The 12066-nt window shown below is 39.1% G+C and carries 14 protein-coding genes; 3 read left to right on the top strand and 11 right to left on the bottom strand.

What is annotated here, in order from left to right; translation table 11 throughout:
- Positions 1–72: 72 nt before the first annotated feature.
- From JCM19055_RS27900 to JCM19055_RS01000, 10 genes are all read right to left on the bottom strand, one after another.
- Entirely contained in the window at positions 73–885 is an 813-nt protein-coding gene (locus tag JCM19055_RS27900) for a M14 family zinc carboxypeptidase (RefSeq protein WP_265181619.1), read from the bottom strand.
- A gap of 11 nt (positions 886–896) precedes the next feature.
- Positions 897–1265 (bottom strand): hypothetical protein, encoded by a 369-nt coding sequence (locus JCM19055_RS01035; protein ID WP_152549674.1) that lies wholly within the window; start codon positions 1263–1265, stop codon positions 897–899.
- Positions 1220–1636, bottom strand: coding sequence for an ABC transporter substrate-binding protein (locus JCM19055_RS01030; RefSeq protein WP_081833341.1), 417 nt, complete (start codon positions 1634–1636; stop codon positions 1220–1222). Before JCM19055_RS01030 ends, JCM19055_RS01035 begins: the two co-directional genes overlap by 46 nt.
- Complete coding sequence (locus tag JCM19055_RS01025; RefSeq protein ID WP_193745251.1) at positions 1623–2186, bottom strand: ABC transporter substrate-binding protein; 564 nt, start codon at positions 2184–2186, stop codon at positions 1623–1625. The genes JCM19055_RS01030 and JCM19055_RS01025 overlap by 14 nt, the downstream gene beginning before the upstream one ends.
- A complete protein-coding gene (locus JCM19055_RS01020; protein ID WP_081833339.1) occupies positions 2117–3454 on the bottom strand; it encodes an oligopeptide/dipeptide ABC transporter ATP-binding protein in 1338 nt (445 codons plus the stop codon). Before JCM19055_RS01020 ends, JCM19055_RS01025 begins: the two co-directional genes overlap by 70 nt.
- Positions 3411–4421: an ABC transporter ATP-binding protein gene (locus JCM19055_RS01015; protein WP_042358160.1), complete on the bottom strand. Its 1011-nt coding sequence runs from the start codon at positions 4419–4421 to the stop codon at positions 3411–3413. The genes JCM19055_RS01020 and JCM19055_RS01015 overlap by 44 nt, the downstream gene beginning before the upstream one ends.
- Before the next feature lie 19 nt (positions 4422–4440).
- Positions 4441–5322 (bottom strand): ABC transporter permease, encoded by an 882-nt coding sequence (locus JCM19055_RS01010; RefSeq protein WP_081833338.1) that lies wholly within the window; start codon positions 5320–5322, stop codon positions 4441–4443.
- Positions 5323–5335: 13 nt separating this feature from the next.
- A complete protein-coding gene (locus JCM19055_RS27895) occupies positions 5336–5875 on the bottom strand; it encodes an ABC transporter permease (protein WP_265181618.1) in 540 nt (179 codons plus the stop codon).
- Positions 5876–5913: 38 nt separating this feature from the next.
- Positions 5914–6300: an ABC transporter permease gene (locus JCM19055_RS27890; protein WP_265181617.1), complete on the bottom strand. Its 387-nt coding sequence runs from the start codon at positions 6298–6300 to the stop codon at positions 5914–5916.
- Positions 6301–6362: 62 nt separating this feature from the next.
- Positions 6363–7097, bottom strand: coding sequence for an IclR family transcriptional regulator (locus JCM19055_RS01000; RefSeq protein WP_042358159.1), 735 nt, complete (start codon positions 7095–7097; stop codon positions 6363–6365).
- Between the two features lie 359 nt (positions 7098–7456).
- Here JCM19055_RS01000 and JCM19055_RS26890 point away from each other — a divergent pair, with 359 nt between their 5' ends.
- The 3 genes from JCM19055_RS26890 (at position 7457) to JCM19055_RS00985 (ending at position 10171) form a co-directional block, all read left to right on the top strand.
- On the top strand, positions 7457–7624 hold the full coding sequence (locus tag JCM19055_RS26890) for a hypothetical protein (protein ID WP_193745250.1): 168 nt from the start codon (positions 7457–7459) through the stop codon (positions 7622–7624).
- Between the two features lie 103 nt (positions 7625–7727).
- Positions 7728–8711 (top strand): polysaccharide deacetylase family protein, encoded by a 984-nt coding sequence (locus JCM19055_RS00995; protein ID WP_042358158.1) that lies wholly within the window; start codon positions 7728–7730, stop codon positions 8709–8711.
- A gap of 1139 nt (positions 8712–9850) precedes the next feature.
- Positions 9851–10171, top strand: coding sequence for a hypothetical protein (locus tag JCM19055_RS00985; RefSeq protein WP_042358156.1), 321 nt, complete (start codon positions 9851–9853; stop codon positions 10169–10171).
- Positions 10172–10315: 144 nt separating this feature from the next.
- Here the strand turns inward: JCM19055_RS00985 and JCM19055_RS00980 are convergent, their stop codons facing one another.
- On the bottom strand, positions 10316–12001 hold the full coding sequence (locus tag JCM19055_RS00980; RefSeq protein WP_193745249.1) for a methyl-accepting chemotaxis protein: 1686 nt from the start codon (positions 11999–12001) through the stop codon (positions 10316–10318).
- Positions 12002–12066 lie beyond the last annotated feature (65 nt).

The raw sequence follows: 12066 nt of genomic DNA, 5'->3' as shown, positions 1-12066 counted from the left end.
GACGAGTACGACTCGTCTCTGATTCATCATCAATTCGCTCATCGTAGAAATACGGAAGTTCAGTGAGGAACGTTACGCAGTCTTCATTAAACTGTTTCGCATAATCTGCACTCGATGTTCCAGCATCCCGTTTAGGGCTTTGCCTGTATATTTTAGTGTGTGTTCATACTCATCAATGGCCGACATCATCTTAAAAACAGCAGGTGAAAACTCTTTAATAAACGGCGCCTCAGGCTCTCCAAGATTAAGTGGAACCTCTTGTTTTAATGCACTATTACGAAGGTCTTCGTAGAGTTCAGGCAAGTCGTGGGTGATATACCAATACGCCCCTCCGAAACCAGCGTTGTGTAACGAATACATAAAGTCTGGCTGAATCTCTTCAATTAAATTCATGAGTGCTTTTGTCTCTGGAATTGGTGAGTTGAAGTCCAACGTTTTGTATGAAATCGGGAATGTCCATTCAACTTGTTCATGCCCACCTGGCCGATAAAAGTTGCGACTATACGTAAAAATATCAAAAGGTCCTTTGAACCAACCTTCATTTAAACGCGTACCGTCTGGGTCTATACATTTAATAATGTGCCATGTGAAGTTCAATGAATCTCTTAGTGACTCATTTTCTGCGAGCTCCTTCGTTAAGAACTCCATTGTCATTGCACCAATAGGTTCATTAGGATGTGGAAGTGCAAAACAAAGTGCCTGCAACTCTCCAGTACCTATCGTAATGCACTCTATTGGATGCCCCTTTCTAGAATGACCCACCAATTTTACAGATACGATGTCTGGATAGTTCTCTTGAAGACTTCTTGTCGATGCATCCATTTCCTCAACAGTTAAAAACGATTCGTAGTTTGGCACTTTATTAATGATCTCTTCGATATTCACTGTTCTCACCTCTAGTCCCAATTTAGTTGAACATGATTGTATTCACTAAATCCAGTTTCTTGAATGGCTGGTTCAGAAAAAGGATCTCCAGATACATAAGAATGAATTGGATTGCTTCCCATCCACTCAGAAATAGGTAAAATTGGTACCTCGTTTAACAATTCTTCTTGAATTTCATAATAATAAGGTGCGCGATCCACTTCTTCAACAAGTTGATTTGCTATGATTAGGTTCTCGTCAACTAAGTCATTGCTATAGCCTGTATGATTATTTGATCCATCAGAGCTAATTCTTGCCCCAAGCGCTGCAACATCAGGTCCTTGATAACCACCCATCATACTAAATTGATAGTCACGATTTGTATCAATTTTTCTTGCCATGCGGCATACTCCATTGAGTTGATAGAAAGCGATACACCAATCTGTGACAATTGATCTTGGATAACCGTTGCCATGTCCAAGAATGCTCCAGAATCAAATACATCAATAGTTACCTCTAAGCTTTCACCGCTTCCGTCTGTTGAATAACCGGCTTGTTCTAGCAATTCAATTGCTCGATCTTGATCTGCTTCCGGGATCATTGCATCGTCATTTTGTGCCCATTCAAATACTGGTGATATAAAATGAGTAGCCGCTTGACCTTGACCAGCCAATGCTTTACCAACAATATCCTCATTATCGATGGCATAAGCAAAAGCTTCCCTGACGAGTGGATCGTCAAATGGCTCTACGTCCGTATTAAAAAAAGATATACTCTCTTGAGGGCCATACTCGTCGTTCTATCACGTAATCTTCATTCTCTTCAAGAGATGCAATTTCAGAACTTGGCGGAGCGGTTCCTAGAATATCAATTTCACCGTTATAAAATGCTTGCATTTTTGTATCTTGATCTGCAGTGATTGAGAACACTAGTGATGGAACTTCAGGTACGTGACCGAAATACTCTTCATTTGCGAGTAAATTAATACTCACCCCACTTGTATGTTCGTCAAATACAAATGGTCCTGTTCCAATCGGCTCAATCGTCGTACCTGAATCCCAATTACTGTCATCGTACACGTGCTCAGCAACAATAAACGTTCCATACCAAGCTAAATACCCGAGAAAGGCAGCGTTAGGATTTTCAAGTTCAATGACTACTGTCGTATCATCCTCAACTCTCACTTCCTTCATATCACTCAAGTTAAAGCCTGCTGGACCATCATGTTCTACAATCATATCAAAAGTGAATTTTACATCTTCTGCTGAAAAAGGTTCACCGTCATGCCAGGTGACATCATCATGTAGGTGAAAGGTATACAATAGTCCATCTTCAGATATTTCCCATTCCTGGCTAAGTCAGGGATAATTTCTTGATTATTGTTCAATTTCACTAGACGATTAAATACATTTTGAGCGACAGGATACATAAAATCATCAGACCTAGAATTTGGATTATACGTTTGTGGATCTCCGTCTGCTCCTACAATTACAGCCTCTACTCCCTCACTACTCGCTGGATTACACCCAGCCAGAACACCACCTGCAAGCAACATACCTAGTGCAGTACCCAACGCCACCTTTTTCAAGCTAACTCCTCCTTTTTTTTGTTCAACCGTATATGGACAATAAACCACGTGATGCTCAGACACTACTCTTTTCTCAGGGTACTCATGTTGACAAGAATCTCTTCTCATATAACAACGATTGTAAAAATAACACCCTGGTCCGGTATTAATTGGCGAGGGTGGATCTCCGCTTAGCGTAATAGCCTCATTCATATTACTAATCTCAATTGCAGGACTATTCGAGATGAGCGCTCGTGTGTATGGATGTTTGGGATTGTGTAAAATTTCATTTGCAGGGCCTTCTTCAATAAATCTCCCTAAATACATAACCGCAATACGGTCAGCGATATAATGTGTTGCTTGGATGTCATGACTAATAAAAACCATAGCTTTGTTACTTTGCTGGCAAATGTCGACAAGAATATTCATGATTTCTGCCCTGACTGACACATCCAGCATGGATACTGGCTCATCTGCTACTATGAAATCCGGATTAAGTAACATAGATCGTATAATTGACACCCGTTGCAATTGTCCACCTGATAATTCATGAGGATAACGATTAAGAAAAACTTCTGGAGGGTTTAATCCCGCTTGGTCTAATAATTGAACGCTCATTTTTCTCCGCTCGTCTTTTCCACTACCAATATTATGAATTTTCATGGCACGTTCTAACACTTTGGCAATTGTATATCTAGGATCAAAGGTATCGAATGGGTTTTGGAAAATCATTTGAGCTCGCCTACGGAATGCTTTTTGGTCTTCTTTATACAGTTGCTGGATCGGCTTGCCTTGAATTGTAATATCACCACTGGTTGGTGTTTCTAGGTTTACGAGCAACTTCGCTAATGTCGACTTACCACACCCACTTTCGCCAATGATGCCTAGAACCTCTCCTTCATTAACTGTAAAATTAACGCCATCAACTGATTTTACAAATGATTTTCTATCATACTTTTCACCTTGCTTTTTTCTTGGTTTAAAGTGCTTTTTGACGCCTTTCACTTTGATGACGTGACTCATATAGACGCTCCCCTCCTTCTACAAAGTGACAAGCAACGATGCGTTGGTCGGGCATCATTTTCTCACGAGGTTTTTCATCATGACAACGCTGACTCGCAAACTCACAACGATTTACAAATATACAACCTTGAATGGGTTCGCTCAGATCAGGGAATTTACCAGTTTGACCTTCTATTCGTGCTTCTTTGTGGTGTCCTTTTGGAATTGCTTTTGTGAGCATCAAGGTGTATGGATGTAATGGTGTTTTCAAAACATCTCGAACGAACCCTTGTTCAACAACTTCTCCTGCATACATAACCGCAACTCTGTCACAAGATTCCGACACTACTGATAAGTCATGTGTAATCATAATTCTGGATAGACCCAATTCAGCTTCAAGTTGCTTTAGTTCCTTTAAAATTTGACCTTGTGTAACCACGTCTAAAGCTGTCGTTGCTTCATCTAAAACGAGTAATTTTGGGCGATGAAGTAAAGCAAGTGCAATAGATGTCCGTTGCATCATTCCCCCTGACAACTCATGGGGGTATGAATGGTACACTGAAGATGGAAGGTTAACGAGATCTAGCCGCTTCATAACCTCCTCTTTAGCAATTTTCTTTGAACACTTCTTTTTCAAACGATAAATATCATTTAACTGGGTACCTATTTTGTGAACTGGACTAAGTGCATTCATTGATTTTTGAAAAACGACTGCAAATAACGACCAACGAAGTTTCCTTAGTTCCTTTTCTTTCAGCTGGGTTATTTCTTGATCTTGAAGTAAAACTTCCCCCCTAATTTCTGTCGTTTTAGAAGGCAACATTTGCAACATGCCCATGGCAAGTGTTGACTTCCCAGATCCAGATTCACCGACAATTCCTAGTGATTCTTGATCGTTTAATGACAGTGATACATCTCGAACGGCTTGAATTCGTTTTTGCGATGATTGATAGGTAACATTAAAATGATCTACGTGTAGCAATGACACCCCGAACCCCTCTTTTCTTTTAAGAGTTTCTAAGTTTTGGACTAAGAATCTTATTTAACCCATCACCAATCAGATAAAATGCAAGCACGGTTATGACGATCATTAGTCCTGAAAATGTTGAAATCCACCAACCAGATGTAAGATATGATCGTCCATCAAACACAATTTGGCCCCAACTTACAACATTTGGATCACCTAGCCCCAAAAAGCTTAGGCCAGACTCTGTCAGAATCGCAGCAGATATATTCATTGTTGTATTCGCGATAATTGGAAAGATCCCATTGGGAATTATGTGGCGAAACATAACAGACATCCTCGATTCTCCCATTGCAACTGCACTTCTTACAAATGTCCTCTCACGTAAGGACATGGCTTGTGCACGCATCAACCTTGCATTCCCTGCCCATGTAGTAAGTCCAATAATAATCATCACATTCGTCAAACTACTTCCAAAAAAAGCTACGATCATTAAAATCAAGAAAAACGTCGGCATCATGAGGAAGATGTTGTTAACCTCTGTTAGGGAACGGTCAACATTGCCACCATAATAACCTGCAATTCCACCGATTAGAGTACCTATAATACCTGAGATCAGCGCAGCAATGACTCCAATCATCAGCGATGTCCTAGCACCATACAAAATCATGCTATACACATCTCGACCAAGGCCGTCTGTTCCTAGAAAGTGCTCACCACTAGGTGGTGCGACTAATTGATTACTTAAAACATAAGGACTATGCGTTGCCAGTATTGGAGCAAAGACTGCGACAAAGATAAGTATAGTTAAAATGAGTATACCGACCTGCAAGGGACGATTCCCTCGTAGGGAAGCACCTAGATAACTTGGAATAAGCTTGGGTTTTGTGTGCACTGGTCGAATGGCTGGATCTGCTGTTTTCATCATGGTCCCTCCCTCATTTGTAACGAATGCGCGGATCAATAAAACCATAAATCACATCAATAACAAGCATTGTTACTGCAACAGATATCGATAATATTAAATAAATTCCCATTAATAATGGGTAATCACGTCGACTAATAGCCTCGAGCATAAAGCTTCCCATTCCTGGCCAAGAAAACACAATTTCAATAATGGCAACACCCGTAACGATGTATGCTAGTGTAATTCCAAAGACTGTAATCGTTGGTAAGATTGCATTTTTAAAGACATACTTATTAAAGATTTTTGCTTCTCCCATACCTGTTGCACGTAATGTTTGTACGAAGTCATCATTCATCACTTGAATCACGGAGGAACGTGAAATTCTAAAGAAATACGGTGCAGTGACGAGTACGATCGTCGATGCAGGCAAGATCCAATGTCGAAGCAAATCAATGTAGTAATCGATACCTGTATAATTCACCCTTAAACTCATCATTCCAGAAGTCGGAAACCACCCTAACCAAGATGAAAAGATAAGTATGAGCATCATTCCCAACCAGAAATTCGGCATGGAATCGAATACGTATGACCCTCCTGAAATAATCGTATCTACTTTGAGCCTCGCTTTCGAGCGCAGTAAATACCTAACGCAGTTCCCAAAATTAAAGCAAGTATTGAAGCAGTTAGAGCTAGAATGAGTGTAGGTCCTAACCTTTCCATAATTAGTGACAAAACAGGCTGATTACTAATAATAGAAGTTCCGATGTCACCTTGAAATAAATTAATTAAATAATTGAAAAATTGTATATGTACAGGGTCATCCAGTCCATATCGCTCAATTAACGCTCTCTCCATTTCAGGAGACGGATTGTCCTGTCCTGATAGAATGCTAATCGGATTCCCAGGTGCCAATTGAATGAGTGCAAAGTTCATCGTAATGGCTGCTAGTACGATTAGAACACCAGTAAAGGTACGTTTACCTATATATGAGAACACCGTAGACCCCTTTCTCGTTTCCACATTATGAAAGTGAATTTCATAATGGGAACAAAAAAATATTACTTACCTCCAACTCTTCTTGATACTTTACCTGCTCCCTTCATAATCGGAGAGATCAATGATTCCACATACTCATCTGATACTTGATGTTGAATTAGATTAAGACAAAGTGCTCCCTGAACGTTATCATCCATTCCGAGAATTGGTGCTGCAATGGCAATGGTACCCTCCGTAATCTCTCCGTAACTAATTGCATAACCAAGTTTCTTAATCTGTGCTAGCTCTCTAGTATAATGCTCCTCTTGATCCGTTTCTCCATAATAATTAAGTACATCTTGAACGAATTCAAACGTTGAAAAAGCTAACATCACTTTATTTGGTGCTCCAAGGTGCATTGCAAAACGGTCACCAAGGTTATCAACAACACGTACCCTTGCTGGACTATCTAACCGCTCAATGAGCGTGGAAGAGTATTTGCCTGGAATACTTAAATAGATACTCTCTTTCAATTCGAGAGACATCTCTTTCATAATTGGGTGTGCGACTGAACGTAATGAATGATTCCCTAGTTGACGCAGGCCTTCAACCATCCACTTATCACCTAAAGAATATTTCTTCGTCTCCTCGTTGAGTTTCAAGTAATCGTATTCCATAAGAATACCTACCATTCGATGTGTTGTACTCAGTGGCAATCTTCTCAATTCGGAAATTTCTGATAAATTAAGCCGAACTTGTTCTTCTTTATTCGTGAATAACTCAACTATTTCCATTACACGATACAAAGACTGCACCATATTCTCACACCCTTAGTTGATAAACAAAAACTAGCTAACCCCATCGCTCAGCTCTATAAAAAAAATAATACCTTCTATACAAAATGCATGTCAATATAAAATTCTAAATATTATGTCATATTTTATAACAAGGGGACAGTCGCCTGGCGATAGGTAGTTATAATAACCTATTTAATGATGTATTTATAATGATACATTATACAAATCTCCTATTTATTTCCATTCGATTCTTTAAATCTATGATTATGTATGATAGATTTACTAAGGAAGGTATTAGGATATTTTACTTAGATTTGTATTGCGCTATGGTTACCATAGATTATTATACTATTCGAATAATGGGTTGAGGGGGAGCGTTAATGACTAGACGTTCGTTATTACGTGTGCCTTTATTGGGGGTCTATGCTGTGCTTCTTGCAGCTTGCGGTACTCAGTCGCAAGGTGTATCGACTGCTGAAGTTGTGTTGGAAGATGGCATGAGCCAGAGGGGAAGCCGCGAAAATTCTAACGAGTCGTTATCAGATTGATACAGAGAGTCATGAAAAGCACTTCACGAACAATAAACAAGCTTCATTAGATACACTCATTGCTGAGGAGTTTCCTTTTGAGGAACAAGAGTATGCCGTTCATTTGTCATACGGGGAATTCACAGAAGTTATTGATCACTTATTTGATTTGAATGATGTTCTTACAGATGATGGTCCTATTACGACTGAATTCAGTGACGATTTCTCTACTCGGACGACTTCAATTATAAACTTGCTAGCTTCTCTTGAGATTATCGAGCCAGAAGATCACGTGATTAATTTGCACGAATCCATCGTTCATCACGAATTTTCCCTTGCTCTAGACCGACTATCTCAACATGACTTAATTGAAAAAAAATTCAATCCTTGCTCTGGAATTGCTGTATTGATGTATCACCGTTTCTATGATGAAGTAGGGAAAGAGCATCATGATATGCATAGCAATTTGGATATTGCTAATTTTACTGAGCAGTTAGAATTGTTGCATTATAATGGGTATGAAACGCTGACCTTAACAGAGCTCGCATTGTATTTGGAAGGATCGAAAGAGATCTCTGATAAGAGCGTTGTAATAACGTTTGACGATGGCTCTAAAACGATCGCGGAATATGCTTACCCTGTAATGGAAGAGTATGATGTGCAAGGGATCTCTTATATGATTTCTGGTCGCATTGAAGACGAGCGTAAACCTTACAGTGGGGATCCAATGGAAACGATGAGTTGGGACGAAATGTATGACATGGAACACCGCATTGAAATCGGTGGCCATACGCACAACCTTCATTATCGTGATGATGACCGCCAATCACACCTAGTGACAAAACCTAGAGAAGAAGTAGAGTATGACCTAAATAAGGACTTCGAACTGCTAGGTGAACCAAGATCCTTTGCGTATCCATATGGCCGATATACTGAAGAAACGATTGAAATCATTGAAGAAATCGGCTATGAGCTTGCTTTCACAACAAAAACAGGAAGAGTCCTTCCTGGCGATCCGTTATTCGAATTAACACGATACGACATCCATGACGGCATCACTGCCGAGGAGTTCTCTGAATTTATTGGGATAGTTCAGAACTACAAATAAAAAAGAGCAACTACAAGAATGAACTTTCCCCCTTGCAGTTGCTCTTTTGATCTTAGTATAGAACTTCTATGTACTTATTCGATTGGTAAAGGAAGACATCATTGTACATATCCGGACCGGTATTGTGTTATCAAGACTTAAGCGATGCTTCATCAACAATCGATTGCTTTCATGGTAATACATGAAGAAAATTTTTTTAGCCGGAAAGTGAATTACTTTATTCCCAATATCAAATTAATATTTGCTACGGTTTTTAGGTATTCACTTACTATTTTCTTTATTCTCATTCGGATATTCATTCACTTGTAATTCTATTTTATTCAATTTTTTTTGAGTATAAGTTCAATTTCATCCGTAGGCTTTTTTTTCTGTAATAATGTTAATTATTTTTTTTCTTTTCTAAGGGCTTTTGTTCATCTCCATAATAGTGAAATATTTCAATCGCAAACGCTTTTACCAGAATAACAAACAGCTCCTTTCTTTCCATCACGCTTGTTTTCAAGTATCTTATTTCTATTAAATTTACTAAAGTAATGAATGCCAAGGTGAAAATTGCAAAATCTATTATTGTTCCAATTAATGACTCACTGATAAATAGGAATAAAATACATATTAGGATTACAATAGGAGTACTACCATAACTAACTAGCAGCATTAAAGGTGCCCTAAAAAAAACTCTTTAATTAATGGCGTTTTAATTCTATTGATTTTATATAGTATAGTGACTGAAATAATTAAAAAAACTATAGACAAACTGAATTCTATTCTCCAATCGTGCACAATATAGTTAAAAATGTTTATAGAATAAAGACACATCTTTGCCATCCTTCCAATTTATAATCTTTATATTACCATCGACACTTATCTCAATATTTCAACAGTCTATTACAACACACTCACTTTCGATAAATCTTTGATGTAAAACAGGAACTTTCCAATCTGTCCTTCATTTAGAAGATCCACGACATAATCTAAGAAATATAGCAAGCGAAAAGAACAATTTCTAAATGAGGCTTCCATAAAACGCTTTCTTGTCAGTCAGTTTGAGCTTTACAATCATAATTTCTCAACCTGATGTCATCTTGGTTTTGATTCATTCATCGAGTTTGGGGTAACGAGGAGAGGGAGGTCGATTATACTTGTTGGATGATGTAATGGTAAACCTTAAGGAAATGTTAAATGAAATTGAAGAAGAAGGACATACAAAGAGAAGCCATGTTCAATCTTGTCTAGGCATCTATATTCAGATTCGAGACAAACACATAGTACATATTGACAATAAAAAGGCGGGAAAATTAAGGCCGATTTTGAATAAAATTATGCGTTTACTTTATGATCTTGATTATATGATTGTATTTAATGAAGGGACTCTGACCGCTGATTTCATAAGAGAAGTACTAATCCCTTATGTAGAGAGGCAAACTCCACAAATCAGAAGACTAATGGATAAAGAAGAGTAAGAGTCCGGAAACTGAAAAAAAAGAAACAGGAGAACCCTGTTTCTAGACTCTCTTAACCTATACCAACTATACAGATCATTCTTTATCTATATCAGCCTTGTTAGAGGAAGTATACCTGTAAGAATATATCATCAAGACCATTAACTAAAAACGAAAAACTGAAGCTTGATCTTTTAACCGCTGCGATAATTCAGCTAGGGATTCGGCAGCTGTGGCAACTTCGTCGCTTGATGCGTGTTGCTGTTGAGAAGATGCTGCGACCTGCTGTGTGATGTCTGCGATCGCTTCTGTGTCTTGTGTTACGCTCTGAATCGCATTGTCCGCAAATACCGTTTCCGTTGTTACTTTACCACCATCTTCACTCACTTGCTCGACTTTAGTAGAAAGCTTTTTCATCGATTCATCGATTCGTTGGAAAGCGTGCTCGACATTGGCAACTTCATCAAGTCCTTCTTCCACAGCATGGAGACTGTTCTTCATCTTGGATGAAGAGCCTTTAATTTGTCGTTGAATGTTTTCTACATATCGACCGATTTCTTCTGCTGCATGTGCGGAATCTTGCGCTAAACGTTTTACTTCGCTCGCTACCACCGCAAAACCTTTGCCGCTTTCTCCGGCTCTCGCTGCTTCAATGGAGGCGTTAAGTGCAAGGAGGTTGGTCTGATCTGCAAATTCTGTGATTGTTGTTACAATGTTTCCGACAGTTTCAGAGTCTTGACGTAGTTGGTCAAAACTGTTGGATGTGTCCATCGTGTGCGACTGAACAAATTCCATTTTCTTCATGGAATTCCTTACTAATTTACCGCCTTTCACGATTTCACTTGAAGTTTCTTCAGAGACTGTTCTAGCATCTGATAGATGGTAGGACATCTTTTGCATTAAGTCCATCACTTCTGAAGCACGTTTCGATGCTTCATTCGCTTTTTCTCGTTGAGCGGTTGTACTGTTCGCAACATCTTCATTAAGAGTGGTGTTATGTTCAGATACCGCACCTAATTCTTCAGCACTTGCATATAGCTCCTCTGATGATGCTGCGACCAATTCTGATGTGGTCTGGATCTCTTCTAATAAAGTTTGAAACTGGCTTCTCATTTGATTATAGCTCTTGGCCACTAAACCAAGTTCATCTTTTGTATTTACTTTTAGTACTTTAGAAAAATCTCCCTCACTCGCACTAGAAAGTACGCCTGTCGTGTGTTTAAAACGTAGGCTAATGTTTCGGTTTAACAGATAATATAATGGAGCCGCTATAACCCCTACAACAATAAAAGCGACAGCAAACCAAAAGTAATTGTTGTAGACGGTCGATATAATTCCCTCCTGAGAATGTCCGACGAACCACATGCCGACGATTTCACCGTTACTGTTTTCTATTGGTTGATAAGCCGTTTGATATTGCTCGCCCTGAATTGGAGCCGTACCGAAATAAGACTCACCGTTCCCTAGTACGGCATTAATGACCTGATCAGAAGCAGTCGTCCCTACAGCCCTAGCTCCGTCTATTTCAACAGTTGTCGCAACTCTCATGTCTCCCATAAAAAGTGTCGCGTCCCCACCGATCATATCAGCAATTGGATCGACCATACTATTGTCTACAAGATATTCCCCTTTAAGCAGTTGATCATTTTCAATCGTCCATTCTCCTGGATAATGGGCATCAATTAGTTCATACCCAAGTTGGAGATACGATTCAAGACTTTGTTCCATTGCCTCCTCCATGTTGGACGTGATCTGTGTATAGGCTGTTGAGGCTACCCCGATAATGAATAGTAGCATGGTCCCCATCGCTAAGATCGCATATTTATTGGGTATTGATAGCAGTCGTTTCATAAACATCCCCCTCTTTCTTATTCTTAATATCGATAAAAGAGGAAGTGGTGTTTATACAAACATTT

It is taken from the genome of Geomicrobium sp. JCM 19055 (assembly GCF_000698185.1).
Lineage (GTDB): Bacteria > Bacillota > Bacilli > Bacillales > Marinococcaceae > Geomicrobium_A > Geomicrobium_A sediminis.
The sequence above is the reverse complement of the archived record's forward strand: the minus strand, read 5'-3'. Positions and strand labels throughout refer to the sequence as shown.

Bases quoted from the DNA above. Each gene is read 5' to 3' on its own strand.
- JCM19055_RS27895 (WP_265181618.1), bottom strand. From the start codon at position 5,875: ATGCCGAATTTCTGGTTGGGAATGATGCTCATACTTATCTTTTCATCT.
- JCM19055_RS26890 (WP_193745250.1), top strand. From the start codon at position 7,457: ATGACTAGACGTTCGTTATTACGTGTGCCTTTATTGGGGGTCTATGCT.
- JCM19055_RS01035 (WP_152549674.1), bottom strand. From the start codon at position 1,265: ATGGCAAGAAAAATTGATACAAATCGTGACTATCAATTTAGTATGATG.
- JCM19055_RS00980 (WP_193745249.1), bottom strand. From the start codon at position 12,001: ATGAAACGACTGCTATCAATACCCAATAAATATGCGATCTTAGCGATG.
- JCM19055_RS01010 (WP_081833338.1), bottom strand. From the start codon at position 5,322: ATGAAAACAGCAGATCCAGCCATTCGACCAGTGCACACAAAACCCAAG.
- JCM19055_RS01000 (WP_042358159.1), bottom strand. From the start codon at position 7,097: ATGGTGCAGTCTTTGTATCGTGTAATGGAAATAGTTGAGTTATTCACG.
- JCM19055_RS01020 (WP_081833339.1), bottom strand. From the start codon at position 3,454: ATGAGTCACGTCATCAAAGTGAAAGGCGTCAAAAAGCACTTTAAACCA.